We start from the raw sequence: 24,361 nt of genomic DNA, 5'->3' as shown, positions 1-24,361 counted from the left end.
TTCACGGCGCCGAGGGCGTGCCGAAGGCCCGCTGGCAGGCGTCCAGCCAGGCCCGGGCTGCGCGTGACAGGTAGCCTTCGCGCCAGACCAGTCCCAGTTCCCAGGTCAGTTCGGGCGCGGCCAGCGGGCGCACCGCCACGCGCGCCGGGTCGAGGCTGCGCGCGATCGGCTCGGGCAGCAGGGCGATGCCGACGTCGGCCGCCACCAGTTCGCCGATGAAGTCCCAGTGGCGGCTCTGGCCGGCGATCTGCGGCAGGAAGCCGGCGGCCTCGCAGGCGTCGAGGATGACGCGGTAGAGCACGAAGTCATCCTCGTACATGACGAACGACTCGCCGGCCAGCGCCGCCAGCGGTAGCGCGCGCATGCTCGCCGGCGCGCGCGCGGCGGGGTAGATCACCGTCAGCGCGTGGCGGGTCACGGGCAGCGTGCCCAGGCCCGGCACCGTGGCGGGCAGCACCGTGACGCCGAGGTCCAGTTCGCCCGAGGCCACGCCTTCTTCCAGTGCCCGGCCGCCCTGTTCGCGCAGGCGCAGTGCCACGCCGGGGTATTGCCGGCGGTAGGCGCCGATCACCGGCGCGAAATAGCGTCCCGCCATCGGCGGGATGCCCACCGCCAGCTCGCCGCGGGCCATGCCGTCGACCTCGGCCACTTCCTGGCGCAGGCGTGCCACTTCGGCCAGCACCGCCTGGCCGCGCGCCAGCACCACCTTGCCGGCATCGGTGAGTTGCACGGTGCGGCCTTCCCGCAGCAGCAGCGGTCCGCCCAGTTCGTCCTCCAGCGCCTTGACCATCTTGCTGATGGTCGGCTGGGTCACGTGCAAGGCGCCGGCGGCGCGGGTGAAGCCGCCCTGGCGGACGACTTCGACGAAATAACGCAGGCTGCGGATATCCATCGGACGATCCCGTTTTCTATTCCAGATGAGAATCAAATGAATAATTTATATTCATTTTATATATCGGAGCGGGCTTCGTACACTAGAGCATCGCCAGCGTGCGGCCAGTGCACCACCTCCGGATGTGCTGTAACCGCCCCGACCCCAGTACCGATCCCGCCATCTGCGGGCCGCTTCCCGACCATGCCAGCCCTCTCGCCTTCCCCCCACCACCCGGCCGGCCCCGCCGCCGCGCCGTCCCGCCATGCCGTCGCCTCATCCCTGCGCAAGGGAGGGCTGGCCATGGTCCAGGTGCTGGCGCTGTCCGCCCTGTGGGTGCTGGCCGACTGGCTGCGCGGGCGCCTCGGCCTGCCGCTGCCGGCCAGCCTGCTGGGCCTGCTGGTGCTGGCCGCGCTGCTGTTCGGCGGCGTGGTGCGCACCGGCTGGATCCGCGGCGGCGCCGACTGGCTGCTCGGCGAGATGCTGTTGTTCTTCATTCCCGCCGTGCTGGCGGTGGTGCAGTACCCGGACCTGGTGCGGCACGATGGCTGGCGCATCTGCGCGGTGATCGGCTGCAGCACGGTGGCGGTGATGGTGGTGACAGCGCTGGTGGTCGACCGTGTCTACCGTCTCGAACTGATGCTGGCGCGCCGCCAGCGGGAGCGCCACCATGTCTGACGGCCTGCTGGCCGGCCTGTGCTTCGCCGCCACGCTCGGCCTCTACTACCTCAACAAGTATCTCTATGCGCGCCGCGCCAGCCTGCTGCTGATGCCGCTGCTGGCGACGCCGGCGGTGCTGATCGCCCTGGTGCTGGCCGCGCACATTCCCTACCGCGACTACATCGCCGACACGCGCTGGCTGCTGTGGCTGCTGGGCCCGGCCACGGTGGCCTTCGCGCTGCCCATCTACGACTACCGCGCGATGGTGCGCAAGCACTGGCTGTCGATCTCGCTCGGCGTGCTGGCGGCGGTGCTGACCTCGGTCGCCACCTCGGTGTGGCTGGCGCGCTGGCTGGGCCTGCCGCTGGCGCTGCAGAAGGGTCTGGCGGTGCGATCCGTGACCACGCCATTCGCGGTGGAGGCGGTGCGCTCGCTGGGCGGCCCGGCCGATCTCGCGGCGGTGTTCGTGGTCATCACCGGCCTGACCGGCATGGCCATCGGCGAGCTGGTGCTGTCGTGGCTGCCGATGGTGCGCAGCCGCCTGGCCCACGGCGCCATCTTCGGGGCGGCGGCGCACGGCGCCGGCACCGCCAAGGCGCGCCAGCTGGGCGAGGTGCAGGGCGTGGTGGCCTCGCTGGTGATGATGATCGCCGGCCTGGTCAGCGTGCTGGGCGCGCCGCTGATCCGGCTCTGTTTCTTCTAGCGTCGGCGTCTGCCCGGGCGGCCGGCGCGGTACGATGGCGGCCGGGCCCGGCACGGATCCTGCTGGGCCCGCAGGCGGGCGGACGGAGCGATCCGTGCCGTGCCGCCTCGACGACTGCATTCCCGCCTGCCCGGAGCCCGCATGGACTACACCGCCATCCTCGAACGCATCCGCGACGACGTGCAGCCGCTGCTCGGCAAGGGCCGCGTGGCGGACTACATCCCGCAGCTGGGCAAGGTCCGGCCCGATCACTTCGGCATGGCCCTGGTGACGCTGGACGGGCGCTGCCATGCGGTGGGCGATGCCACCGTGCCGTTCTCCATCCAGAGCATCTCCAAGCTGTTCGCCTGCACGCTGGCTTTCCAGCTGCTGGGCGAGGACCTGTGGCAGCGCGTCGGGCGCGAGCCTTCCGGCAATGCCTTCAATTCGCTGGTACAGCTCGAATACGAGCAGGGCCTGCCGCGCAATCCCTTCATCAATGCCGGCGCGCTGGTGGTGACCGATGTGCTGTGCAGCCGCTTCGTGCAGGCCGAGTCGGCCCTGGTGCAGTTCCTGCGCCGGCTGTGCGGCAAGGACGGCATCGACTACGACGGAGAGGTGGCGCGCTCGGAGCTGGCCCATGCCGACCGCAACCTGGCCATGGCGCATTTCATGAAGAGCTTCGGCCGTATCGAGATGCCGGTGCAGGCGGTGATCGACGCCTATTGCCGTCAGTGCGCGATCACCATGAGCTGCGAGGAACTGGCGCGCGCCGCCCTGTTCCTCGCCAACGGCGGCGTGGTGCCGTGGAGCGGCGAGCGCGTGCTGGCACCGAGCCCGACCAAGCGGCTGTCGGCGCTGATGCTGACCTGCGGCACCTATGACGAGGCCGGCGACTTCGTTTACCGCGTGGGCCTGCCGGCCAAGAGCGGCGTGGGCGGCGGCATCGTCGCGGTGCTGCCGCGCCGCTGGGCCGTGTGCGTGTGGTCGCCGGGCCTGGACCACAGCGGCAATTCGCTGGCCGGCGTGCAGGCGCTGGAGTGGCTGACCACGCTGACCGGGCAGTCGATCTTCTGAGCGGCGGCACCAGGGGTGACGGCTTTGCACTACCGCTGGCGCGCGCCGGCCGTCTCTTTCTGTCAATCGCCTTGATCTTTTCTGCCATTGGCAGCGCCGCGCCGCTGCGCCATCATTGACGATCGCCCGCAGGCTCCCGACGCACGTCCGCCGGCCGGAGTGCCGGCCGGCAGGCGCCCGCGAGCGCGGGCAGGGCGGTGAAATCACGCGGCCGCGGCGGCCGCAAAGGAATCCTCACGATGAGCATCAAAGGCAAGGCCTATATCGTCGGCGCCTACGAGCACCCGACGCGCAAGGCCCCTGACAAGAGCGTGGCGCAACTGCACGCGGAATGCGCCAAGGGCGCGCTGCTGGACGCCGGCCTGACGCTGGCCGACGTCGACGGCTATTTCTGCGCGGGCGACGCCCCCGGCCTGGGCATGATCAATATGGTCGACTACCTCGGCCTGAAGGTGCGCCACGTCGATTCGACGGAAACCGGCGGCTCCTCCTACATCGCCCACGTCTCCCACGCCGCGCAGGCGATCGCCGCCGGCAAGTGCAACGTCGCCCTGATCACGCTGGCGGGCCGCCCGCGCTCGGAAGGCTCCAGCGGCACCAAGGCGCGCAACTGGGGCGCCAACCTGCCGGACCAGCCCTTCGAGGCCCCGTTCAGCCCGGTCACGGTCAACCTGTACGCGATGGTGGCCATGCGCCACATGCACCAGTACGGCACCACGCCCGAGCAGCTCGCCTGGGTCAAGGTGGCGGCCTCGCACCACGCCCAGCACAACCCCAATGCCATGCTGCGCGACGTGGTCACGGTGGAGGACGTGCTGGCCTCGCCGATGATCTCCGACCCGCTGCACAAGCTCGACTGCTGCGTGGTGTCCGACGGCGGCGGCGCGCTGATCGTGGCGCGCCCCGAGATCGCCGCCACCCTCAAGCGGCCCAAGGTGAAGGTCCTGGGCGCCGGCGAGTACGTCAAGGGCCAGCTCGGCGGCGAGGTCGACCTGACCTGGTCGGGGGCGAAGTTCTCCGGCGCGGCAGCCTTCGCCGAAGCCGGCGTGACGCCGGCCGATATCCGCTACGCGTCGATCTACGACAGCTTCACCATCACCGTGCTGATGCAGCTCGAGGACCTGGGCTTCTGCAAGAAGGGCGAGGGCGGCCGCTTCGTCATGGACGGCAACCTGATCGCCGGCGTCGGCAAGCTGCCCATCAATACCGATGGCGGCGGCCTGTGCAACAACCACCCGGCTAACCGCGGCGGCATCACCAAGGTGATCGAGGCGGTGCGCCAACTGCGTGGCGAGGCGCATCCGGCCGTGCAGGTCAAGGACTGCGGCCTGGCGCTGGCGCAAGGCACCGGCGGCTACCTGGGCTCGCGCCACGGCAGCGCCACCCTGATCCTCGAACGAGAGTAAAGACATGACGACTCCCTACGTTCCCGCCCCACTCGCCGCCCCCGACGAACAGCCCGACAACGCGCCGTTCTGGCAGGCCGCCCGCGAGGGCCGGCTGCTGGTGAAGGCCTGCAAGGACTGCGGCAAGGTGCATTGGTACCCGCGCGCGCTGTGCCCCTTCTGCCTCGGCGAGACCGAGTGGAAGCCGGCCAGCGGCAGCGGCACCATCTACTCGTACAGCGTGACCCGCCGCGCCGGTCCCACCCCGTACTGCATCGCCTACGTGACGCTGGACGAAGGCGTGACGATGATGACCAATATCGTCGACTGCGACCTCGACACGGTGCGCATCGGCCAGCGCGTCCAGGTGAAGTTCTCGCCCACCGCCGAGGGTGGCGCGCCGGTGCCGACCTTCGCGCCGGCCTGAGCCGGCCTCGCCGCCCGGGGCCCAGGGCGATCCAGCCCGGGCGGCGGAGCAGGGGAGACAGGCAGTCATGCTGCTGACACATGACTGTCACGCATGCGATCTAGCATCGCGTTTCCCCTGTGCCGCCGCCCTCCATGCCGTTCCAGAGATCCCGCCAGCGCGGCCAGCGCCTGCCGCTTGCCGCTATGCTGTTGTGCTGCGCCATGCTTGCCGCGGCCTGCTCGGAGGAGCCCGCCGGCGCCTCGGTCCCGATCGCCCGCTATGGTCTCGCCACCGTGCCCGGCAGCGTGCTGGCCGGCACGCCCGCGCGCCAGCCGCTCGAGCGGCTGACGCGCGAGCCGTGCGATATCGAGGCCGCCTCCGCGCTGTCGCGCGCGCTGGCCGAGGCCGGCTACCGGCGCGAGGCCGCGGGCCTGCGCCTTGCCTTTGCCGGCAACTGCCCGCGCGGCCGCGACCTGCTGCCGGGGGCGATCCCGCTGCTGCAGGCGATCGGCGATAACGCCGGCGCGCTGCAGGTGGCCGAGCGCCTGGTGGCGTCCGACCCGGACCATCCGCAGTGGCGCTTCCTGCGCGCCGAGGCCTTGCGCGAAAGCGGCAAGCCGGCCGAGGCGCTGGACGACTACCTGGCGGTCCTGTCCCTGGTGCCTGACCTGTCGCGCGTGTCGAGCGCGGTCTTTCTCGGTGCCGCCGAGGCGCGCGCCGGCACCGGCAAGCCCTGCGAAGCCGGTGCACTGGTGCGGATGTGGATCGGTGGCGATCCGGGCCGGCGCGACACGCCGCGTGCGCGCGCGCTGGTGGAGCGCTACCAGCGGCAAGGCGCCTGCCAGCCGGCCAAGGCCTCGGCAGCGCAGACCTTCGCGCGCCCACGCAACGGGTTGATCGTGGCCAGGGCCACGGTGAACGGGCGCGAAGGCCGTTTCATCGTCGACACCGGCGCCAGCTTCGTCGCGCTCAGCGAGGACTTCGCCCGCCGCGCGGGAATTCCGCTGGCGCAGGCGCGCAGGATCCGCGTGCAGACCGCCAACGGCCCCGCCGGCGCGCTGCTCAGCGAGGCGGCCACGGTCACGCTGGGCACGGCCCAGGCCGCCGCGGTGCCGACCGCGGTGATGAGCGGAGGCGGGGCCGCGCTGGGGCCGGACATCGACGGCCTGCTGGGCCAGTCCTTCCTGTCCCAGTTCGAGGTGAGTTTCCGTCCGGACCGCTGGACCATCGGGCCGCTGCAGGCAGCCGGGCGCTGAGCACCCGCGTGCCCGCGCGGGCGCGGTTCCGCCCTACTCGCGCTGCAACTCCAGCAGCAGGGCCTTGGCTGGCACCTGGTCGCCCGGCGCCACGTGCACGGCGGCGATCTCGCAGTCGAACTCGGCGGTCAGGTGGGTCTCCATCTTCATCGCCTCCAGCGACACCAGCACGCTGCCCGCGCTGACATGCTGCCCCGGCTTGACCGCCACCGTCACCACCGCCCCCGGCATCGGCGCGGCCACGTGCAGCGGATTGCCGGCTTCCGCCATGGGGCGGCTGCGCGAGCCCGCGGCCGGGCCGCCGGCGGCGGGCGCCGCGTGTTTCTCCACGTGCGCCATGCGCGGCTGGCCGTTGAGCTCGAACTGCACCTTGAACATCCCTTCCTCCTGCGCGGCATGCACGCCTTGCAGGGCGATCAGCAGCGTCTTGCCCGGGGCGATGTCGACCGCGATCTCCTGCTGCGGCTGCAGGCCGTAGAAGAAGGCCGGCGTGGGCAGGGTGGAGGTGTCGCCGTAGCTGCGCCGGTGCGTGAAGTAGTCGACCGTCACCTTGGGGTACATCAGGTAGGAGGCGAGCTGCTGGTCGTCGAGCGCGCGGCCGCAGGCGGCTTCGCCCTGCGCCCGGGCCGCGTCGAGATCGACCGGCGGCAGGCGGTCGCCGGGGCGGTAGGGGGCGGGCGGCTCCGCCTTGAGCACCCGGCGCGACAGCGCCGCCGGGAAGCCGTCGGGCGGGAAGCCGAGCTCGCCCTTGAACAGCGAGACCACCGACTCGGGGAAGGCGATCTCCTTGGCCGGATCGCACACGTCGGCGGCGCTCAGGTCGTTGGTCACCATCATCAGCGCCATGTCGCCCACCACCTTGGAGGTCGGCGTGACCTTGACGATGTCGCCGAACAGCTGGTTGACCTCGGCATAGGCGCGCGACACCTCGGTCCAGCGGTGCTCCACGCCGAGCGCGCGCGCCTGTTCGCGCAGGTTGGTGTACTGGCCGCCGGGCATCTCGTGGCGGTAGACGTCGGCGGTGCCGGCGCGGATGTCGGACTCGAACGGCGCGTAGTAGCGCCGCACGCCTTCCCAGTACATGGAGGCCTCGTGCAGACGCTCCAGGTCAAGGCCCGGATCGCGTTCGCTGCCCGCCAGCGCGGCGGCGATGCTCGACAGGTTGGGCTGCGAGGTGAGCCCGCTCATGGCGTCGAGGGCGCCGTCCACCGCGTCGCAGCCGGCCTCGATCGCCGCCAGCGCGGAGGCTGCCGAGATGCCGCTGGTGTCGTGCGTGTGGAAGTGCACCGGCAGGCCGGTTTCCTCCTTGATGGCCTTGACCAGCGCGGCCGCGGCGCGCGGGCGGCAGATCCCGGCCATGTCCTTGATGCCGAGGATGTGCACGCCGGCACGCTGCAGCTCGCGCGCGATGCCGACGTAGTACTTGAGGTCGTACTTGGCGCGCGCGCCGTCGAAGACGTCGCCGGTATAGCAGATCGCACCCTCGCACAGCGCGCCGCTGTCGCGCACCGCGTCGATGGCCACGCGCATGTTCTCGACCCAGTTGAGCGAGTCGAACACGCGGAACAGGTCGATGCCGGCGGTGGCCGCCTGGCGCACGAAGAAGCGCACCACGTTGTCGGCATAGTTGGTGTAGCCGACCGCGTTGGAGCCGCGCAGCAGCATCTGGAACAGGATGTTCGGCACCGCCTCGCGCAGCTTGGCCAGGCGCTGCCACGGATCCTCCTTGAGGAAGCGCAGGGCCACGTCGAAGGTGGCGCCGCCCCAGCATTCGAGCGAGAACAGCTGCGGCAGGGCGCGTGCGTAGAAGGGCGCGATCGGCAGCATGTCGGCGGTGCGCATGCGGGTGGCGAACAGCGACTGGTGGGCGTCGCGCAGCGTGGTGTCGGTCAGCAGCACGCGCTGCTGGGCCAGCATCCATCGGGCGAAGCCCTCGGGACCCAGCTCGCGCAGGCGGTCGCGCGTGCCCGGCGGCACGGCGGTATCGGTCCAGGCGGGCTGCGCGGGCAGCACCGGCCTGGCCAGCGGCAGCGGCGGCAGGGCGCGTCCCTTCATCTCGGGGTTGCCGTTGACGGCGACTTCGCCGAGATAGCGCAGCAGGCGCGTGGCGCGGTCGCGCCGCTTGGCGAAGGAGAACAGCTCCGGCGTGTTGTCGATGAAGCGGGTGGTGACCTCGCCCGGCGAGAAGGCCGGGTGGTTGATGACGTTCTCGAGGAACTGCAGGTTCGAGGCCACGCCGCGGATGCGGAACTCGCGCAGCGCGCGGTCCATGCGCCGGATCGATTCGTGGGCGCTGGGGGCCCAGGTGGTCACCTTGACCAGCAGCGAATCGTAGTAGGGGGTGATGACGGCGCCGCCGTAGGCGGTGCCGGCGTCCAGGCGCACGCCGAAGCCGGAGGCGCTGCGGTAGGCGGTGAGCTGGCCGTAGTCGGGCAGGAAGCCGTTCTCCGGATCCTCGGTGGTGATGCGGCACTGCAGGGCATGGCCGTTCAGCGCGATGCGCTCCTGCGGCGGCACGCCGGCGGCACGCGCCACCAGCGTGCCGGCGGCATCGTGCTCGTCCTCGGTCAGGCCGATGCGGCCGCCCTCGGTGATGCGGATCTGCGCCTTGACGATGTCGATCCCGGTGACCATCTCGGTCACCGTATGCTCGACCTGGATGCGCGGGTTGACCTCGATGAAGTAGAAGCGCCCGCTGTCGGCGTCCATCAGGAACTCGACGGTGCCCGCATGGGTGTAGCCGACCGCGCGCATCAGCTTGAGCGCCGAGGCGCACAGCGACTGGCGCGCGGCGTCGTCCAGGTAGGGGGCCGGGGCGCGCTCGACCACCTTCTGGTTGCGGCGCTGCACCGTGCAATCGCGCTCGTAGAGGTGGACCACGTTGCCGTGCTGGTCGCCGAGGATCTGCACCTCGACGTGGCGCGCGTTGCGTACCAGTTTCTCGACGTAGACCTCGTCGTTGCCGAAGGCGGCCAGCGCCTCGCGGCGCGCGATCGGCAGCATGGCTTCGAGGTCCTGCTCATTCTCCAGCACGCGCATGCCGCGCCCGCCGCCGCCCCAGCTGGCCTTGAGCATCAGCGGGTAGCCGACCTCGGCCGCGAGCCGGCGGCACGCGTCGAGCGCGCGCGGCAGCGGCGGCGTGGCCGGCATCACCGGCACGCCCGCCGCCACCGCCGCGTTGCGCGCGGCGACCTTGTTGCCCAGCGTGCGCATCACGTCCGGCGGCGGCCCGATCCAGCGGATGCCGGCGTCGATCACCGCCTGCGCGAACTCCGGGTTCTCCGACAGGAAGCCGTAGCCGGGGTGGACCGCGTCGACGCCGGTCTGGCGTGCCACGCGCAGGATGTCGGCGATGTCGAGGTAGGCTTCCAGCGGCTTGCGGCCCGCGCCGACGAGGTAGCTCTCGTCGGCCTTGAAGCGGTGCAGCGCGAGGCGGTCTTCCTTGGCGTAGATCGCCACCGTGTGGATGTTCATCTCGGCCGCCGCCCGCATCACGCGGATGGCGATCTCGGAGCGGTTGGCGATCAGCAGCGATTGGATGGCGGGAGTTTTCATGGCCTGTGGCTAGCGATGGAGAAACGGTGGCGGAGGCGCCGGGCGGGCGCCGGTCGTGCAGGGGTGGCGCGCCCGACGCCTGGGGGCTCGGGGCCCACTGTAGCGGCGGCTGCCGCATCGGGAAATGGCCGATCCGGCAAGCACGCTTGGCAGGAATGCTCAGGCGGGGCGCGCCGGGCCGCTGCCGGCGCTCTTCCCGCCCGCCTCAGAATGCCTGCGGCGCCGCCTCGTGGTCGCGCACCACGCCGTTCATCACGTCCAGCAGCACGGCCGGCCCGAGCGGGACGGCTGCCTCGATGCGGCGCAGATAGCCCAGCAGCTGGTGCCTGGCCGCCTCGGCGAACTCGGGCGAGATGCCTTCGTCCTCATGCAGCAGCACGTAGGAGCGCGCGAAACCGTAGAGCAGGTAGTAGGCGCTGGCGTGGGCGGGATCGCGTGCGATCAGCGCGCGGGTGCCGTCCTTGACGGCCAGGAAGGCGTCCGTGCCGGGGGCGGCGGCTTCGAACGCGTCTGCGATCTGCTTGAGGTGCATGGTGGCCTCGTCCTGTGCAGTGGGCAGGGGGTGGCGTGGCGTCGGGTCTGCGCGAAGGGTGCGGATGCCGTGAAGGGCGCAAATAGGCGGAGAAGGTTCCGAGCCGGCCGCGTCACGGCATCTTTCCACTACCGGGGCGCCGGCGCAAGGGCCGCCCGCGCCCCGCGCCATGCCGCTCCTGTGCCATGCGGTACACTGCCCGCCGCGGCGCCCCCCGGGACGCGCCGCGATCCTGCCATGACGCCAACAACACAGGAGGAGCGTCCCCCATGCAAGCCCCCGCCAAGGCCGCGGCATCGCCGTCCGCCGAACTGTCCCCGCCCCAGCACACCGCCTATGCCTGGAAGGCCCTGGCCGGCTCCACGGTGGGTTATGCGATGGATGGCTTCGACCTGCTGATCCTCGGCTTCATGCTGCCTGCCATCAGTGCCTCGCTGGGCCTGTCGACCGGGCAGTCCGGCGCGCTGGTGACCTGGACCCTGGTCGGCGCGGTGGCCGGCGGCATCCTGTTCGGCGCGCTCAGCGACCGCTACGGCCGCATCCGCGTGCTGACCTGGACCATCGTGCTGTTCGCCGTGTTCACCGGCCTGTGCGCCTTTGCCCAGGGCTTCCACGACCTGCTGGTCTACCGCACCATCGCAGGCATCGGCCTGGGCGGAGAGTTCGGCATCGGCATGGCGCTGGCCGCCGAGGCGTGGCCCGCGGCCAAGCGGGCGCGCGCCTCGTCGTATGTCGCGCTGGGCTGGCAGGCCGGGGTGCTGATGGCCTCGCTGCTGACGCCGCTGCTGCTGCCGCTGATCGGCTGGCGCGGCATGTTCCTGGTGGGCGTGCTGCCGGCGCTGGTGGCCTGGGTGCTGCGCAACCGGCTGCACGAGCCGGAGCTGTTCGTGCGCCAGGCGCAACGGCCGCGCGCCAACGCGTTCCGGCTGCTGCTCGCCGATGCCCGTACCGCGCGTATCAGCCTGGGCGTGGTGATCCTGTGCTCGGTACAGAACTTCGGCTACTACGGCATCATGATCTGGCTGCCGACCTACCTGTCCAAGACCCTGGGCTTCTCCCTGACCAAGTCCGCGCTGTGGACCTCGGTGACGGTGCTGGGGATGATGGCCGGCATCTGCCTGTTCGGCCACCTGGCGGACCGCATCGGCCGCAAGCCGACCTTCCTGCTGTTCCAGGCCGGCGCGGTCGGCATGGTGCTGTATTACGCGCGCCTGAGCGATCCGCTGGCAATGCTGTGGGCCGGTGCGCTGATGGGCCTGTTCGTCAACGGCATGATCGGCGGCTATGGCGCGCTGATCTCCGAGGCCTACCCGACCGCGGCCCGCGCCACCGCGCAGAACGTGCTGTTCAATATCGGCCGCGCGGTCGGCGGGCTCGGTCCCATCGTGGTGGGCGCGCTGGCGGCCACCTACTCCTTCCCGGTGGCGATCGCGCTGCTGGCCGGCCTGTACGTGCTCGACATGGTGGCCACGCTGTTGCTGATCCCCGAGTTGAAGGGCGTGGCGCTGGAGTAAGGGTCTCCTAAGACGCGGCGCCGGGCGCCGGTTCCGCCAGCGGGCAGGTGACGATGCGCAGCGTGGGGTCCTGCGGACAGGCTTCGTCGGCGAAGCCGAGGCGATGGGCGAGCGCGCGCATCGACGTGTTGGAGGCCAGCACATAGCCCATCATCTGCCGATAGCCGCGGGCGCGCGCCACCTCCAGCAGCACCTGCATCAGCTGGCGCCCCAGGCCGCTGCCATGCCAGTTGTCGGCCACGGTGACGGCGAACTCGCAGGCGTGTCCGGCCTGCCGCACGAAGCGGGCGCCGCCGAACAGCGCCTCGTGCCCGTCCTCGCTGCCCGCCGCCACCAGCACGAATTCCCGCGCCGGCAGGGGATGGGTGGTCGATTCGAGCAGGTCTTCCGGCAGTTCCCGCATGGCCGCCATGAAGCGCGAGTGGCGCGACTCCGCCGACAGATGGTGGAAGGCATCGAGCACGGCCGCCTTGTCGGCGCCGCAGATCTCGCGCAGCACGACTTCGCGGCCGTCGCGCAGCATGACGCGCATGGGCAGCGCCGGCATCGGGGCGGTAGCGGTTGATGTGGCGGATGAGGCGGCGGATGAGGCGATAGGCGAGTCGGTGGTCGGCACGGTCATCGTGACATCTCTCCTGGCGGAAACCGGTCGCCGCAACATGGGCGGCGCGGCAGGCGGGCCTCCGGCGCACAGGGCGGCGCGCAGCGCACAGGCGATGGCTCCCGCCGGCGGCGAGGCCGGTACCGCGCATTCTAGTCCACACACGCACTGCCATCGGCCGCGGCCTGCCTTGCGCGATACCAGATCAGCCAGTCCTGCGCATTGCAGTCGCGCCGCCGGGCCGCCGTCGCGAACGTTCCCCGCCATCCTTGCCTTTCATCAAGTTCACGCCGGCACCCGCTGCCTAGAATGATCTTCCCGACACCGTCTCCACGGAGAGCACCATGGCAAACATGCGAGCCACCGTCTTTCTCGGTCCCGGCAAGATCGCCCTGCAGGAAAAGCCGATCCCGGAAGTGGGCCCGGGCGACGCCCTGCTGCGCGTCACCACCACCACCATCTGCGGCACCGACGTGCATATCCTCAAGGGCGAATACCCGGTGGCGCACGGCCTTACCATCGGCCACGAGCCGGTCGGCGTGATCGAGAAACTGGGGCGCGAGGTCAAGGGCTACCAGGAAGGCCAGCGCGTGCTGGCCGGCGCGATCTGCCCGAGCTTCCATTCCTATGCCTGCCAGGATGGCGTGCCCTCGCAGGATGGGCAATGCCATGGTCACGGCTACAAGCCGATGGGTGGCTGGCGCTTCGGCAACACCATCGATGGCGCACAGGCGGAATACGTGCTGGTGCCCGACGCGCAGGCCAACCTGGCGCCGATTCCCGACGGGCTCAGCGATGAGCAGGTGCTGATGTGCCCCGACATCATGTCCACCGGCTTCGCCGGCGCCGAGCGCGCCGACATCAAGATCGGCGACATCGTGGCCGTGTTCGCGCAGGGGCCGATCGGGCTGTGCGCAACCGCTGGCGCGCGCCTGCGCGGGGCCGGCCTGATCATCGTGGTGGACGGCCTCGACGAGCGCCTGGCGATCGCGCGCAAGATGGGCGCCGACGTCACCCTCAATTTCCGCCAGGTCGACGTGGTCAGCGAGATCCTGCGCCTGACCGGGGGCCGCGGCGTCGATGCCTCGATCGAGGCGCTGGGCACGCAGGGCACCTTCGAAGCCGCGCTGCGCGTGCTCAAGCCCGGCGGCACGCTGTCCAGCCTCGGCGTGTATTCGAGCGACCTGCGCATCCCGCTCGATGCCTTCCACGCCGGACTGGGCGACAACCGCATCGTCACGTCACTGTGCCCGGGCGGCAAGGAGCGCATGCGCCGGCTGATCCAGGTGCTCGAGAGCGGACGGCTCGACCTGGGGCCGCTGGTCACCCACCGCTACCCGCTCGCGGACATCGTGGAAGCCTACGAACTCTTCGGCAGCCAGCGCGACGGCGTGCTGAAGGTGGCCATCACGCCCTGAGCCTCATCCCTGAGCCCGGCCGCGTCCTCAGCCTTGCGCGAAGGTCTCGCGCAGCTGGAACTTGAGGATCTTGCCGGTCGGGTTGCGCGGCAGCGCCGGCACCAGTTCGAGCCGGCGCGGGATCTTGTAGCGCGCCAGGCGTGTGCCGGCGAAGTCCTGCAGCGCTTCCAGCGTCAAGGCGTGGCCGGGCTTGAGCGCCACCACCGCCATCACGGTCTCGCCCCAGCGCGCGTCCGGCGCGCCGATCACGGCCGCTTCCGCCACGGCGGGGTGGCCGTACAGCACGCTTTCCACCTCGGCCGGATACACGTTCTCGCCGCCGCTGATGATCATGTCCTTGACGCGGTCGCACACATAGTAGAAGCCATCTTCGTCGGCATAGCCGACGTCGCCGGTGCGGAACCAGCCGTCGGCGTCGATCGCCGCGCGCGTGGCCTCCGGCTGGTTCCAGTAGCCGCGCGTCACGTTGGGGCCGCGCACGCAGATCTCGCCGCGCGCGTGCGGCGCGCTCACCGTGTTGCCCTGGGGGTCGACCAGCCGGATCTGGATCAGCAGCGCGGTGTGGCCGACCGAGCCGATCCGGGCCAGCGCATGCTCCGCGGTCAGCACGGTGACCAGCGCGGCGGTCTCGGTCAGGCCGTAGCCCTGCTGCACGGCGATGCCGCGCGCGGCATAGGTGCGCAGCAGGGGCTCGGGACAGGGCGCGCCGCCGCACACGATCTGCCGCACGTGGTCCAGCGGCGCATCGGCGAAGCCGGGGTGCTGGCTGATGAAGAGCAGCATGGCCGGCACCGCGAAGAGGGTGCGCACGTGGTAGGCGGCGATGTCCGCCAGCACGCGTGCCGGATCGAAGTGGCGGTGCAGCACGACGTGGCCGCCCTTGAGCAGGGTGGTCATCAGCAGCACGTTGAGGCCGCCGATATGGAACAGCGGCGCGAACACCAGCAGCACGTCGTCGGCCAGCACGTCCACCGTGTACAACTCGCCGACGTGGTTCCACCAGAAGTTGCCATGGGTCAGCATCGCGCCCTTGGGCCGGCCGGTGGTGCCGGAGGTGTACATGATGACGGCCACGTCGTCGCTGGCCACCGGCACCGGCGCCTGTGCCCAGGGCGCGGCGGCGTCCATCGCGGCCGCCAGCGGCGGCCAGCGCGCCGGGTCGGCGGCTTCGCCCTCCACGCACAGGTAGCGGGCGCAGCACAGCGTGTCGCGCACCGGGTCGATCGTCGCGAGGTGCTCGCCGTCGACCAGCAGGGTGTGGATGCCGGCGTCGTTGGCGATATAGGCCAGCTCGGCGCCGGTCAGGCGGAAGTTGAGCGGCACGAAGACGGCGCCCAGCCTGGCGCTGGCGAACAGCGCCAGCAGGAAGGCAGGGTGGTTGAAGCCGAGGTAGCCGACCCGCATGCCGGGGCGCACGCCGCCAGCGTCGAGCACACTGGCGAGCCGTTCGATCTCGGCCAGCAGGCGGCCGTAGCTCCAGGTCTCACCCTCGAAGCTCAGCGCGGGGCGCTCGGGGCTGCGGCAGGCGCGGCCGGTGAACCAGTGGGCCATGCCGATGGCGGGCAGGGGCGAGGGCTGGCCGCCGAAGCGGTCGGCCGGCAGGTCCAGCGGGGTGGCGCTCATCTGTACGTGTCTCCTGGCGTGGCGGGCGGGTTGGCGGCGCCGGCCGCCGGCAGTCGGGGGCCGGAAGCCGGGCTGGCTGCAAAGGCTAAGCAAGGCGGGCCAGGATGTCTTGCGCGAACTGGCTGGAGGCGTGGAAGCCGGGGGCAGGGAGCCGGCGCTGGCGCGATGCGGGGCCATTGCGGATAATCGACGGCAACTGCGTCCAACGCCGCCGAAGATGCCACCCGCAACGGAATCCCGCCCGTCCCGCCCTGCCGCCTGGCTGCCGCCACCCGGCTCGCCGCAGGCACGGGCGCTGGCTGGTGTCGCCGCGCGCAGCGCAGGGGGACCGCTCGCCCCGGACCTGCGCATCACCCTGAACTTCCATCCGGACCGGCTGCACGACGGTGAGCCCATCCTGCGCCGGCTGGCGGTGGACGGTGTCTACCGCTCGCAGTTCGAGACCGGCACCAGCAACGGCGGCCTGAGCGCCCATCCGGGCGGGGAGCGCTGGCGCTGGGAGAGCCGTATCTTCGAGGGCGCCTACGACGGCGAGCCGGCGGCGCAACGGCCCAAGTACGGCGCGCTCGACGACCGGCGCGGCGGCGCCGGCGGCTCGCCGCGCTTCGGCTCGGCCCACCTGCGCCTGCGCGCCGAGGTGCTGGCGCGCTGCACGTTCTGCTTCCCCGACAGCTTCTTCGAGCCGGCGCATTTCGGCGTGCCCGGCCGCATGGCGCTGCTGCCGCTGGTCGCCGCCGCGCGCATGCGGCCGGATGCGGACCTGCTGGACGGCTACATCGAGGCCCATGTCCACGGGCCGCTGCGCCTGGCCGACGATGTCGAGGCGCTGGTGCTCGATCCGAGCTTCCGCGGCAACGAGGTCGAGGCGCTGGCGGCGGGGCTGCCGTGCGCCATCGAATGGCACGCAGGCTTTCGCGTGCATGCCGACGTGCTGATCGCCCACCAGGACTACCGCGGCGCGGACGTCGCGCGGCTGGGCCGGGCCCTGGCGCGCGGCGGCGTGCTGACCCCGGCCATGCTGGGCGAAGCCGCGCGCAGCGGTGCCCATGACCCGCAGGCGCTGAAGCGCGTGTGGCATTGCCTGGCACGCTTCGGGCACCCCTGAGAGGCTATTGACGGGCCACAACCCAACGGACCGGCGCGAGCTCGGCCGCAGGCCTCACCTCATCGTCGACGCACAAGGCATCCCGGTCGCGGCCGTGCAGCTGGGCGACTGAGTCCCCCCGCCATTCGCCGCTGAAAATCCACGTGACGCCAGTCGTCAAGCTTCCAAGTGCTTCCTGGCCTCGCGCACCGTCAACGCGGAAAGGTGGTCGCGATGCGCGGCGAGGAATGCCGACACGGCAGCCGGATTCCAATGCGCGTAGTCGCGCAGGGCCCAGCCGATTGCCTTGCGGACGAAGACGTCGGACTCTGGCGCCAACGTCCGAGCGTAGCGGAAGAGGCGCGCCTCGTCCGTCTCCAGCCGCCAGCCCAGCTGGTGGAGCATCGCGATACGCCGCACCCACGGCGAGCGGTGCTCGATCCAGGCGTCGGCGCGCGCCTGCGCGTCGGCGCCGGTCTTGCGCTCACGCGCGATCACGGTGCCGATCGTCACGGCCAGGCTGTCGACGGTGTCCCACCATGGCTCGGCTTGGGCGAGCGCGAGGATCGGTGCGATGTGCGCGGGATCGAACCGCTTTGCGTACTTGCGCAACAGATCCGCGGCTGCATAACGGTACTCGCGCTCGGGTTCGCGCCAAAGCCGTTGCGCGACGGCCACCCATTCGCGGTCGCGCCATGGCACGGTCGGCAGCGCGCGCAGTGCCCGCCGGCGGGCCGGCGTGGGAATGCCGAGAAACGGAAACTGATCGCGCATGTAGGCGCGCATTCGGGCGGCCGCGGCCGGATCGGCCAGCGGCTGCAGCGCGTGGCGGACGTGCCCGACGTAGGCCTCGGGAGTGATGCCGGTAGGGGAAGATGGCTGCCGTGCCCTCATGGTTGTCGGCTCCGATGCTTGTGCACAGCGCGAATGATATGAAGATTCCATGACCGGAAGCCAGTTGGTACTGCTTCGGGAAGCACCTCGCACCAAGCCGGGCGCTAGTCACGATTGTCTCCCAGGACGCAAGCGTCTTATGATTTGAATTTCGCCCGTCAATGTTCCGTATGCGAGTATTGGAGCGAAATCCAATGATCCAGCGGACCAGGCCCGAGCCGACCGATCCCGATGCCATTGATGAAAGCACTCGCACTCTATGCGGCCTGTGGGCTGCTTGCTTGCCGCGTCGCCGCGGCATCCCCCGACGAAGAGCTGCTGGGCCGGAAGCAAGGCTATCCGCTGGCGCCGACACTGGCACGCATCCACGATCCCGCTTACATCGTCGGCTCCTTCAGCGGCATGGATCGGCTCGCACCGTCTTGCGAGCTGGCGCCTGCCGATCAGCCGGTGCCACTCATGAGTGCAGACAAGGAAGCGGACGTCCGCTATCGCTTTCGCGGCCACGATTACACGCTGGCGGACTATATGCAGCACCAGCGGGCAACCGCCGTCCTGATCGTGCAGGACGGTGTGATCCTGGCCGAGCACTACGGGTACGACCGCACGCAGCACATGCGGATGTTGTCCAACTCGATGGCCAAGACGCTGGTGGCACTTGCCATAGGCAAGGCGCTGGAGGAGGGCAGCCTGCGCTCGCTGCAGGATCAGGTCGACCAGTACGTGCCTGAGTTGGCGGGCACCCTGTACGGCGGAACCCGCATCATCGACCTGCTGCGCATGGCCTCGGGCGCCAAGTACGTCGAGGACTACACTGCCGGCGACGATCGAGCGCGATTCCTCGCCACGGCTGCCAGGCAGGGCGTGCTCGCGGCCGCCGCGCAGGTGAACGAACGTGCCGATCCGCCGGGTGCGCGATTCAACTATGCGGGGGCGCAAACGGAAGTGCTGGGGCTGGTGCTCCGGGCGGCCACGCATCGCAGCCTGTGCGACTTCGTCGACGAGACGTTATGGAAGCCGATGGGGGCGCAATCCAAGGCAAGCTATCTCGTGCGCGAGTCCGACGGCTCGGCGTTTGCCCAAGGCGGTTTCAACGCGACCGCGCGTGACTATGCCCGCCTGGGCGCGATGCTCGCCAACGACGGCATGGTGCAGGGCCGGCAAGTGGTGACGCGCGACTTCCTGCTGGACATGACGGACGCCTCGCGCCAGCCAGCGCCATTTCGCCCGGGGCAGATGGTCTATCACGGCAGCCGCTACTACGGTTACGGCTTCCAGACCTGGATTCTCCCCGGAGACGCGCGGCGCTTCGTTTTGCTGGGTGTCTATGGGCAGGCGATCTACGTCGACCCGAAATCACGGCTGACTATGGTCCATCTCGCGGTGGGGCAGGATGCATCGGGTGATGCGAGCGGTGCCCACCTGGGTGCCGAACGTGACGCCTTGTGGCGCGGGGTCGTCGACCGGTTTGCTCGTTAAGGCCGCGTTGATCGCTCACCGCATCTGGGAATCGAGCGGCCTTTGCAACGATGCGATGAGCCCGCCTGGCATGGCAGGCACCGACCGATTTCAGGGGTTCAGTGGACTAGCAGCCGGGCTGCCCCGGCAGCAGCCCGAGCCGGCCCGCCTCGGCGACGATGGCGCGGGCCCGCTCGACGAAGGGGCGGTCGACCATCTTGCCGTCGACCAGGTAGGCGCCGACACCCTCCGCCTCGGCGCCGGACGCGGCCGCCACCACGCGCGCGGCGTGCGCCGCTGAGCGGACGCTTGGGGCGGGCGAGCGGGCGATGGGGGAAGCGCCGGCGATGCGGGCAGCGCACTTCGCGCGCGAGCGGCCACCGTCCTGTGTCATGATGGAGCCCGGACGGCGGCGGCCCGGAGAGGCTCAGGCAAGGCCGCCACCGGGGCGCGGGCTCCCGTGCCGGCATGTCGCGTGACAAGGGGAGAACTGCATGGTGATGATCCTGCTGATAGCGCTGCCCGTGCTGTGCGCCGCGCTGCTGCCGCTGGCGTACCGCGCCGCGGGGGACCGCGCGAGCTGGCTCGCGCTGGCCGCGCCCCTGGCCGGACTGGCGCTGCTGGCCGGCGTCGGCGCCGGCGTGCTGGGCGGCCACGTGCTGGTCTGGCGCCGGCCCTGGCTGGAGTCCGCCGGACTCAACCTGAGCCTGCGCCTGGACGGGCTCGGTTTCGCCTTCGCCCTGCTGGTGCTCGGCATCGGCCTGCTGGTCTGCCTGTACGCGCGCTACTACCTGCCGCGCAGCCGCTCCACCATCCGCTTCTTCACCCTGCTGCTGCTCTTCATGGGCGCGATGCTGGGCGTGGTGCTGTCGGAGAACCTGCTGCAGCTGCTGGTGTTCTGGGAGATGACCAGCCTGGTCTCCTTCCTGCTGATCGGCTTCTGGTCCTACCGCGCCGACGCGCGCAAGGGCGCGCGCATGGCCCTGACGGTCACCGGCGGTGGCGGCCTCGCGCTGCTGGCCGGCGTGCTGCTGCTCGGCCATATCGCCGGCAGCTTCGAGCTGAGCGCGGTCCTGGCGCAGGCGGGTGCGGTGCAGAAGCATCCGCTCTATCCGGCGGTGCTGGTGCTGGTGCTGCTGGCGGCCTTCACCAAGTCGGCGCAGTTTCCCTTCCACTTCTGGCTGCCGCATGCGATGGCGGCGCCGACACCGGTCTCCTCCTACCTGCACTCGGCCACCATGGTCAAGGCCGGCGTCTTCCTGCTGGCCCGGCTCTATCCGGTGCTGGACGGCACCGGCCTGTGGTTCTACCTGGTCAGCATGACCGGCCTGGCCACGCTGGTGGTCGGCGCCGCCATGGCGCTGCTGCAGGAAGACCTGAAGGGCCTGCTGGCCTACTCGACCATCAGCCACCTGGGCCTGATCACGCTGCTGTTCGGCCTCGACACCCAGCTCAGCACGGTCGCCGCGCTGTTCCACATCTTCAACCATGCGGTCTTCAAGGCGTCGCTCTTCATGGCGGCGGGCATCATCGACCACGAGACCGGCACGCGCGACCTGAACCGGCTGCGCGGCCTGCGCCACTACATGCCGCATACCGCGCTGCTGGCCAGCGTGGCATCGCTGTCGATGGCCGGCGTGCCGCTGCTGAACGGCTTCCTCAGCAAGGAGATGTTCTTCGGCGAGACCCTTGCGCAGGAACTGCTGGGCAGCTTCAACTGGGTCATCCCGGCGCTGGCGACGCTGGCCGGCGCGCTCACGGTCTGCTATTCGCTGCGCTTCATCTACGGTGTGTTCTTCGACGGCCGGCCGCGGCCGGAGGACCTGCCGCACTACCCGCCGCACGAACCCAGCCCCTACATGAAGATCCCGGTGGAGGTGCTGGTGGTGATCTGCCTGGTGGTGGGGCTGGAGCCCTCGCTGAGCGTCGGCGCGCTGCTGGCGGCGGCGTCGGTGGCCACGCTGGGCGGGCCGCCGCCGGCCTACAGCCTGAGCCTGTGGCACGGCTTCAACCTGCCGCTGCTGATGAGCGCGGTGTCGATGGCGGCCGGCTCCGTGCTGTTCTTCCGCCGGCGCGGGGTGTTCCACCGCTACTTCGTCAGCCTGCAGCCGTGGAACGCGCGCGACCGCTTCGAGGCCGCGGTGGCCTGGGCCGAGGGCACCGCGCGCGCTATCACGCGCGCGCTGGAGAACGGCTCGGTGCAGCGCTACCTGGCCTGCCTGGCGGCGGCCATGGTGTTGCTGCCGGCCTGGGCGTGGTGGCAGGGCGCGGCCGGCTCCGCGCCGCTGGCGGGGCCGCTGGCCGCCGGTCCGCTCGACGGCGCCACCGCGGCCGGCATGGCGCTGCTGGCGCTGGGCGCGCTCGGCGTGGTGGCCAGCCACCGGCACCGCCTGACCGCGCTGATCCTGCTGAGTGCCTGCGGCTTGCTGGTGGCGCTGGCCTTCACGCGCTTCTCGGCGCCGGACCTGGCCCTGACCCAGCTCAGCGTGGAGGTGGTGACGGTGCTGCTGCTGGTGCTGGCGCTGTATTTCATGCCGCGCAGCACGCTCGCGGTCGATGCCGCGCCGGCGCCCGGGCCGGGGCGGCGCCTGCGCGACATCGCCATCGCGCTGGCGGCCGGCGGGGCGCTCGGCGGCGCGGCCTATGCGGTGCTGACGCGGCCCTACCAGAGCATCGGCGACTTCTTCCTCGCCAACGCCGTGGAGGGCGGTGGCGGTCACAACGTGGTCAATGTGATCCTGGTGGATTTCCGTGGCTTCGATACGTTGGGCGAGGTCTGCGTGCTGGTGGTCACCGCGCTGGCCGTGCAGGCCCTGCTCAAGGGTATGCGGCTGCCGGCGCCCGGCCTGGGGCCCAACGGCTTCCCGTGGTCGCGCCAGGGGCATCCGCTGCTGCTCTCGATCCTGGCGCGGCTGATGCTGCCGCTCACCCTGATGGTGGCCGTCTTCATCCTGTTGCGCGGCCACAACCTGCCCGGCGGCGGCTTTATCGCCGCGCTGGTGACGGCGGTGGCGCTGCTGCTGCAGTACGTCGCCAACGGCGTGCTGTGGACGGAGGCGCGCATCACGCTGGACTACCGTGCGCTGGCCGGCGCCGGCGTGGCGCTGGCGGGCCTGGCGGGAGCGGGCAGCTGGGCCTTTGGCGCCCCTTTCCTGACCGCTGCCTTCGGCCACTTCCACCTGCCGCTGCTCGGCGAGATCGAGCTGGCCACGGCGATGATCTTCGACCTGGGGGTCTACCTCGCGGTGATCGGCGTGACCCTGCTGATCCTGTCGCACCTGGGCGTCAAGCATCGCGAAATGCAGCCGGAACGGCAGGAACAGCAGGAACAGCAGGAACAGCCCGGACTTCAAGTGCAAGAGGAGAACGCCTGATGGAAGCCGCCTATGCCATGACGCTGGCCGTGCTGATGTCCTGCGGGGTCTACCTGCTGCTGCGCGCGCGGATCTTTTCCGTGGTGATGGGACTGACCCTGGTGTCGTACGCCGTCAACCTGTTCCTGCTGGCGATGGGGCGGCTGTCGACCGGCAAGCCGCCGGTGATCGCGCCCGGCGCGGCCTATGCCGATCCCGTGCCGCAGGCGCTGGTGCTGACCGCCATCGTGATCAGCTTCGCCATGACGGCCTTCGTCATGGTGCTGGCGCTGCGCTCGCTGGGGCTGTCGGACAGCGACCATGTCGACGGCTGCATGGCGGAGCGCATGGAGCAGGGGCGCGCGGAACCGGCGCACGAGCATGCCGGCAAGGCGGCGGAGCCTGCGGATACGATCGCGATGCCGGCCGCGCGCCCGGGGGAGGGCGCATGAACCACGGCCTGCTGCTTCCCATCCTGCTGCCGATGTTCGCCGGCAGCCTGCTGGCCATGGTACCGGTGCACTGGTTGGGGTACCGGCGCGGCATCGGCGTCGCCGCCACGCTGTTGCAGCTGCCGTTGGCGGCCTGGCTGCTGGCCCAGGCGAGCGGCGGCGCGATCCAGGTCTACGCGCTCGGCAACTGGCCGGCGCCCTATGGCATCGCCCTGCAGCTCGACCGGCTGGCCGCGCTGATGCTGGTGCTGAGCGCGCTGCTGGCCACCGCCGCCGTACTCTACGCCGCGCGTGGCGACGACCGGCTCGGGCGCAACTTCCACGCCATGTTCCAGTTCCAGCTGATGGGGCTGAACGGCGCCTTCCTGGCCGGCGACCTCTTCAACCTCTTCGTGTTCTTCGAGATCCTGCTGATCGCCTCCTACGCGCTGATGGTGCACGGTGGCGGGCGCGAGCGTGTCGGCGCCGGGCTGCACTATGTGCTGATCAACCTGGCGGGTTCGTCCTTCTTCCTGGTCGCGATCGGCATCCTGTACGGCGTCACCGGCACGCTCAACCTGGCCGACCTCGGCGTGCGGCTGGCGCGCCTGGATTCCGGCACGCTGCCGCTGGCGCGCGCGGCCGGCGTATTGCTGATGCTGGTGTTCGGGCTGAAGGCGGCGGTCTTCCCGCTCTACTTCTGGCTGCCGCGCGCCTATGCCAGCACCAGCGGCGCGGTGGCGGCGCTGTTCGCCATCATGTCCAAGGTCGGCATCTACGCCATCCTGCGCTTCACCGCGCTGGTGTTCGGCGCCGAGGCCGGGCTGCTGGCCGGCTTCCTGCGCCACGGACTGTGGTGGCTGGCGCTGGCGACCATGGTGCTGGGCGCGCTGGGAGCGCTGGCCTCGACCCGGCTGAGCCAGCTCGCCGCCTACATGGTGATGACCTCGGTGGGGTTGCTGGCGGCCGGCGTCTGCCTGGCCGGCGCGGCGGCCTGGAGCGCTACCCTCTACTACCTGCTGAGCACCACGCTGTGCACGGCGGCGTTGTTCCTGCTGGCCGACTGCCTGGAGCCGGGCCAAGGCAGCGCGGCCGCGCCTGCCGCCGCGCCGGCTCATGGCGGCCACGGCGGCCATGGCGAGCATGAGCCGCCGCCGGCCCGCCACGGCAGCCTGCCGGCGGTGCTGTTCCTGCTGGCCGCGGTGGCGGCGGTCGGCCTGCCGCCGCTGTCGGGCTTCTTCGGCAAGTTCCTGCTGATGCGCGCGGTGCCGCTGGCGCAGGCGGCGGTGCTGTGGCCGGTGCTGCTGCTGTCCAGCCTGCTGCTGATCGTGGCGGTCAGCCGCACCGGCACGCGCCTGCTGTGGCGCCTGCCGCGCGAGGGCGGCGGCCACGCCGAGCCGGATGGCGCGCGCCTGGCCTGCTGCGCCATCCTGGTGGGCGCCGGCGTGGCCCTGGTGCTGTTCGCGCGGCCGCTGACCGCCTACCTCGATGCCACCGCGGCGCAGCTGCTCGATCGCAACGGCTATGTGCAGGCCGTGCTGGGCAGGGAGGGCTGAAC

Annotated in this window: 20 protein-coding genes and 1 pseudogene; 14 read left to right on the top strand and 7 right to left on the bottom strand. The window is 70.9% G+C overall.

Features of this window, described 5'->3' with window-relative positions; translation table 11 throughout:
* Position 1: 1 nt before the first annotated feature.
* Complete coding sequence (locus tag BKK79_RS35055; protein WP_071019341.1) at positions 2 to 892, bottom strand: LysR family transcriptional regulator; 891 nt, start codon at positions 890 to 892, stop codon at positions 2 to 4.
* Positions 893 to 1,075: 183 nt separating this feature from the next.
* Here BKK79_RS35055 and BKK79_RS35050 point away from each other — a divergent pair, with 183 nt between their 5' ends.
* From BKK79_RS35050 to BKK79_RS35025, 6 genes are all read left to right on the top strand, one after another.
* Positions 1,076 to 1,549 (top strand): CidA/LrgA family protein, encoded by a 474-nt coding sequence (locus BKK79_RS35050; RefSeq protein WP_157128602.1) that lies wholly within the window; start codon positions 1,076 to 1,078, stop codon positions 1,547 to 1,549.
* Positions 1,542 to 2,234, top strand: coding sequence for an LrgB family protein (locus tag BKK79_RS35045; protein WP_071019345.1), 693 nt, complete (start codon positions 1,542 to 1,544; stop codon positions 2,232 to 2,234). Before BKK79_RS35050 ends, BKK79_RS35045 begins: the two co-directional genes overlap by 8 nt.
* Positions 2,235 to 2,375: 141 nt before the next feature.
* Positions 2,376 to 3,290 (top strand): glutaminase, encoded by a 915-nt coding sequence (locus BKK79_RS35040; protein WP_071019348.1) that lies wholly within the window; start codon positions 2,376 to 2,378, stop codon positions 3,288 to 3,290.
* A gap of 239 nt (positions 3,291 to 3,529) precedes the next feature.
* Positions 3,530 to 4,696: a thiolase domain-containing protein gene (locus BKK79_RS35035; RefSeq protein ID WP_071019350.1), complete on the top strand. Its 1,167-nt coding sequence runs from the start codon at positions 3,530 to 3,532 to the stop codon at positions 4,694 to 4,696.
* Between the two features lie 4 nt (positions 4,697 to 4,700).
* Complete coding sequence (locus BKK79_RS35030; RefSeq protein ID WP_071019353.1) at positions 4,701 to 5,102, top strand: Zn-ribbon domain-containing OB-fold protein; 402 nt, start codon at positions 4,701 to 4,703, stop codon at positions 5,100 to 5,102.
* 134 nt (positions 5,103 to 5,236) lie between these two features.
* Positions 5,237 to 6,340, top strand: coding sequence for a TIGR02281 family clan AA aspartic protease (locus BKK79_RS35025; RefSeq protein WP_071040141.1), 1,104 nt, complete (start codon positions 5,237 to 5,239; stop codon positions 6,338 to 6,340).
* A gap of 33 nt (positions 6,341 to 6,373) precedes the next feature.
* Here BKK79_RS35025 and BKK79_RS35020 read toward each other — a convergent pair whose 3' ends face one another.
* Positions 6,374 to 9,895 (bottom strand): pyruvate carboxylase, encoded by a 3,522-nt coding sequence (locus BKK79_RS35020; protein WP_071040140.1) that lies wholly within the window; start codon positions 9,893 to 9,895, stop codon positions 6,374 to 6,376.
* A gap of 205 nt (positions 9,896 to 10,100) precedes the next feature.
* On the bottom strand, positions 10,101 to 10,427 hold the full coding sequence (locus BKK79_RS35015; protein WP_071040139.1) for a hypothetical protein: 327 nt from the start codon (positions 10,425 to 10,427) through the stop codon (positions 10,101 to 10,103).
* Positions 10,428 to 10,696: 269 nt separating this feature from the next.
* Here BKK79_RS35015 and BKK79_RS35010 point away from each other — a divergent pair, with 269 nt between their 5' ends.
* Complete coding sequence (locus tag BKK79_RS35010) at positions 10,697 to 11,941, top strand: MFS transporter (RefSeq protein ID WP_071040138.1); 1,245 nt, start codon at positions 10,697 to 10,699, stop codon at positions 11,939 to 11,941.
* Between the two features lie 7 nt (positions 11,942 to 11,948).
* On the opposite strand, the gene BKK79_RS35005 is transcribed toward BKK79_RS35010, so the two are convergent.
* A complete protein-coding gene (locus BKK79_RS35005; RefSeq protein ID WP_335582927.1) occupies positions 11,949 to 12,563 on the bottom strand; it encodes a GNAT family N-acetyltransferase in 615 nt (204 codons plus the stop codon).
* A 323-nt stretch (positions 12,564 to 12,886) separates the two neighbouring features.
* Here BKK79_RS35005 and BKK79_RS35000 point away from each other — a divergent pair, with 323 nt between their 5' ends.
* Positions 12,887 to 13,960, top strand: coding sequence for an NAD(P)-dependent alcohol dehydrogenase (locus BKK79_RS35000; protein ID WP_071019364.1), 1,074 nt, complete (start codon positions 12,887 to 12,889; stop codon positions 13,958 to 13,960).
* A 27-nt stretch (positions 13,961 to 13,987) separates the two neighbouring features.
* Here the strand turns inward: BKK79_RS35000 and BKK79_RS34995 are convergent, their stop codons facing one another.
* Positions 13,988 to 15,583, bottom strand: a complete 1,596-nt coding sequence (locus BKK79_RS34995) for an acyl-CoA synthetase (RefSeq protein ID WP_198173375.1) — start codon at positions 15,581 to 15,583, stop codon at positions 13,988 to 13,990.
* Positions 15,584 to 15,800: 217 nt separating this feature from the next.
* On the opposite strand from BKK79_RS34995, the gene BKK79_RS34990 reads away from it, so the two are divergent.
* Positions 15,801 to 16,688: a DUF3626 domain-containing protein gene (locus BKK79_RS34990; RefSeq protein ID WP_084085564.1), complete on the top strand. Its 888-nt coding sequence runs from the start codon at positions 15,801 to 15,803 to the stop codon at positions 16,686 to 16,688.
* A gap of 13 nt (positions 16,689 to 16,701) precedes the next feature.
* Positions 16,702 to 16,785, top strand: a pseudogene (locus BKK79_RS42415) (IS5/IS1182 family transposase); the annotation flags it as partial.
* A gap of 59 nt (positions 16,786 to 16,844) precedes the next feature.
* Here the strand turns inward: BKK79_RS42415 and BKK79_RS34985 are convergent.
* On the bottom strand, positions 16,845 to 17,561 hold the full coding sequence (locus BKK79_RS34985) for a DNA alkylation repair protein (RefSeq protein WP_232346398.1): 717 nt from the start codon (positions 17,559 to 17,561) through the stop codon (positions 16,845 to 16,847).
* Positions 17,562 to 17,801: 240 nt separating this feature from the next.
* On the opposite strand from BKK79_RS34985, the gene BKK79_RS34980 reads away from it, so the two are divergent.
* Positions 17,802 to 19,040, top strand: coding sequence for a serine hydrolase domain-containing protein (locus BKK79_RS34980; protein ID WP_071040136.1), 1,239 nt, complete (start codon positions 17,802 to 17,804; stop codon positions 19,038 to 19,040).
* 106 nt (positions 19,041 to 19,146) lie between these two features.
* Here BKK79_RS34980 and BKK79_RS41330 read toward each other — a convergent pair whose 3' ends face one another.
* The gene (locus BKK79_RS41330; protein ID WP_071040135.1) at positions 19,147 to 19,413 is read right to left on the bottom strand and encodes a hypothetical protein; all 267 of its coding nucleotides are present in this window, start codon (positions 19,411 to 19,413) and stop codon (positions 19,147 to 19,149) included.
* A 100-nt stretch (positions 19,414 to 19,513) separates the two neighbouring features.
* Between BKK79_RS41330 and BKK79_RS34970 the strand changes: the two genes are divergently transcribed.
* From BKK79_RS34970 to BKK79_RS34960, 3 genes are read left to right on the top strand one after another with little or no spacing between them, the layout of a single operon-like run.
* Positions 19,514 to 22,393 carry a monovalent cation/H+ antiporter subunit A gene (locus tag BKK79_RS34970; RefSeq protein ID WP_071040134.1) on the top strand — a complete coding sequence of 960 codons (2,880 nt, stop codon included), beginning with the start codon at positions 19,514 to 19,516 and terminating at the stop codon, positions 22,391 to 22,393.
* A complete protein-coding gene (locus BKK79_RS34965; RefSeq protein WP_084085562.1) occupies positions 22,393 to 22,824 on the top strand; it encodes a Na+/H+ antiporter subunit C in 432 nt (143 codons plus the stop codon). Before BKK79_RS34970 ends, BKK79_RS34965 begins: the two co-directional genes overlap by 1 nt.
* Complete coding sequence (locus BKK79_RS34960) at positions 22,821 to 24,359, top strand: monovalent cation/H+ antiporter subunit D (protein WP_071040133.1); 1,539 nt, start codon at positions 22,821 to 22,823, stop codon at positions 24,357 to 24,359. The genes BKK79_RS34965 and BKK79_RS34960 overlap by 4 nt, the downstream gene beginning before the upstream one ends.
* Positions 24,360 to 24,361: the final 2 nt, after the last annotated feature.

This window comes from Cupriavidus sp. USMAA2-4 (assembly GCF_001854305.1).
In the GTDB taxonomy this organism is placed as follows: domain Bacteria; phylum Pseudomonadota; class Gammaproteobacteria; order Burkholderiales; family Burkholderiaceae; genus Cupriavidus; species Cupriavidus malaysiensis.
The sequence above is the reverse complement of the archived record's forward strand: the minus strand, read 5'-3'. Positions and strand labels throughout refer to the sequence as shown.

Coding starts and splice junctions, on each gene's coding strand:
- BKK79_RS35050 (WP_157128602.1), top strand. CDS start 1,076: ATGCCAGCCCTCTCGCCTTCCCCCCACCACCCGGCCGGCCCCGCCGCC.
- BKK79_RS35015 (WP_071040139.1), bottom strand. CDS start 10,427: ATGCACCTCAAGCAGATCGCAGACGCGTTCGAAGCCGCCGCCCCCGGC.
- BKK79_RS35020 (WP_071040140.1), bottom strand. CDS start 9,895: ATGAAAACTCCCGCCATCCAATCGCTGCTGATCGCCAACCGCTCCGAG.
- BKK79_RS35025 (WP_071040141.1), top strand. CDS start 5,237: ATGCCGTTCCAGAGATCCCGCCAGCGCGGCCAGCGCCTGCCGCTTGCC.
- BKK79_RS34985 (WP_232346398.1), bottom strand. CDS start 17,561: ATGAGGGCACGGCAGCCATCTTCCCCTACCGGCATCACTCCCGAGGCC.
- BKK79_RS35010 (WP_071040138.1), top strand. CDS start 10,697: ATGCAAGCCCCCGCCAAGGCCGCGGCATCGCCGTCCGCCGAACTGTCC.
- BKK79_RS41330 (WP_071040135.1), bottom strand. CDS start 19,413: ATGACACAGGACGGTGGCCGCTCGCGCGCGAAGTGCGCTGCCCGCATC.
- BKK79_RS35005 (WP_335582927.1), bottom strand. CDS start 12,563: ATGACCGTGCCGACCACCGACTCGCCTATCGCCTCATCCGCCGCCTCA.
- BKK79_RS35055 (WP_071019341.1), bottom strand. CDS start 892: ATGGATATCCGCAGCCTGCGTTATTTCGTCGAAGTCGTCCGCCAGGGC.
- BKK79_RS35040 (WP_071019348.1), top strand. CDS start 2,376: ATGGACTACACCGCCATCCTCGAACGCATCCGCGACGACGTGCAGCCG.
- BKK79_RS35000 (WP_071019364.1), top strand. CDS start 12,887: ATGGCAAACATGCGAGCCACCGTCTTTCTCGGTCCCGGCAAGATCGCC.
- BKK79_RS34960 (WP_071040133.1), top strand. CDS start 22,821: ATGAACCACGGCCTGCTGCTTCCCATCCTGCTGCCGATGTTCGCCGGC.
- BKK79_RS34980 (WP_071040136.1), top strand. CDS start 17,802: ATGAAAGCACTCGCACTCTATGCGGCCTGTGGGCTGCTTGCTTGCCGC.
- BKK79_RS35030 (WP_071019353.1), top strand. CDS start 4,701: ATGACGACTCCCTACGTTCCCGCCCCACTCGCCGCCCCCGACGAACAG.
- BKK79_RS34995 (WP_198173375.1), bottom strand. CDS start 15,583: ATGAGCGCCACCCCGCTGGACCTGCCGGCCGACCGCTTCGGCGGCCAG.
- BKK79_RS34970 (WP_071040134.1), top strand. CDS start 19,514: ATGGTGATGATCCTGCTGATAGCGCTGCCCGTGCTGTGCGCCGCGCTG.
- BKK79_RS34965 (WP_084085562.1), top strand. CDS start 22,393: ATGGAAGCCGCCTATGCCATGACGCTGGCCGTGCTGATGTCCTGCGGG.
- BKK79_RS35045 (WP_071019345.1), top strand. CDS start 1,542: ATGTCTGACGGCCTGCTGGCCGGCCTGTGCTTCGCCGCCACGCTCGGC.
- BKK79_RS35035 (WP_071019350.1), top strand. CDS start 3,530: ATGAGCATCAAAGGCAAGGCCTATATCGTCGGCGCCTACGAGCACCCG.
- BKK79_RS34990 (WP_084085564.1), top strand. CDS start 15,801: ATGCCACCCGCAACGGAATCCCGCCCGTCCCGCCCTGCCGCCTGGCTG.